The organism is Actinoallomurus acaciae, assembly GCF_042429965.1.
GTDB lineage: Bacteria > Actinomycetota > Actinomycetes > Streptosporangiales > Streptosporangiaceae > Actinoallomurus > Actinoallomurus acaciae.
In genome coordinates this window covers 1-1,078 of the sequence record NZ_JBHLZP010001107.1, presented here as the reverse complement: position 1 = coordinate 1,078, position 1,078 = coordinate 1, and the positions used below count along the sequence as shown (strand labels likewise).

The 1,078-nt window shown below is 76.3% G+C and carries 2 protein-coding genes; one reads left to right on the top strand and one right to left on the bottom strand.

All coding sequences use genetic code 11. The features are described 5' to 3' along the window. A partial coding sequence (locus ACFFNX_RS50900) for an ATP-binding cassette domain-containing protein (protein WP_378213703.1) occupies positions 1 to 552 on the top strand: 552 nt, incomplete at its 5' end. A gap of 281 nt (positions 553 to 833) precedes the next feature. Here ACFFNX_RS50900 and ACFFNX_RS50895 read toward each other — a convergent pair. Continuing rightward, positions 834 to 1,078: hypothetical protein (locus ACFFNX_RS50895; RefSeq protein WP_378213702.1), on the bottom strand; the 245-nt coding region annotated here is incomplete at its 5' end.

Genomic DNA, 1,078 nt, shown 5'->3' with positions numbered 1-1,078 from the left:
GACCTGCCGCTCGAAGAGCTGCGCGGGCACGTCGCGCTCGTCACCCAGGAGCACCACGTGTTCAAGGGGACGGTGCGCGACAACCTGCTGATGGCCCGGCCGGAGTCGACGGCGGAGGAGGTGGCCACGGCCCTGGCCGCGGTCGAGGCCGCCTGGGTCGCCGAGCTGCCGCAGGGCCTGGACACCCGGGTCGGCACGGGCGGCCTGGAGCTGTCGCCCGCGCAGGCCCAGCAGCTCGCGCTGGCCCGGCTGGTCCTCGCCGACCCGCACACACTGGTGCTGGACGAGGCGACGTCGCTGCTCGACCCACGGGCGGCGCGCCACCTCGAACGCACGCTGTCGGCGGTGCTGGCGGGCCGTACGGTCGTCGCGATCGCGCACCGGCTGCACACCGCCCACGACGCCGACCGGGTGGCCGTCGTCGAGGACGGCCGGATCACCGAGCTGGGCAGCCACGACGAGCTCATCGCGGCGGACGGTTCCTACGCCGCGCTGTGGGAGTCCTGGCACGGCGGCCCGGCGGAGCGGAACGCGGCCATCCGCGAGGCGTGAGAGGCGCGGGACCGGCGGCGGGCATGGGGGTCTCAGCGGCCGGTCCTATGCCTGTCCTGAGTATGGCGGGCCGGTGGGGTGGGGCGCGGTCGCCCGCGAGGCGTGGGGCCGGTGGTTGGCCGACCGCGGCTCAGACAGCGGGTGTGGGGGTTTCAGCGGCTGGTTCTATGCCGTGCTGTGGTGGCGGGCCGGTGGGGTGGGGCGCGGTCGCCCGCGAGGTGTGGGGCCGGTGGTGGCCGTCCGCGGCTCAGGCGGCGGGTGTGGGGGTTTCAGCGGCCGTTCTATGCCGTGCTGTGGGTGTCCTGGGATGGCGGGCCTTTGGGGCGGCGCGCGGTCGCCCGCGAGGTGCGGGGGCGGCGGCCGACCTCGATCCAGACGTCGGCCGTCGCGGTGCCGCGGACGGCGTGGAGGTCCCAGCAGCCGGGCCGGTCGAACCGGTAGCCGGCGCCCCACTCATCGCCCGGCCGCTGGTAGCTGCTGCCGCCGTGCGCCTCGGGACCCCAGGCGAGACGCCTGCTGCGCCCGT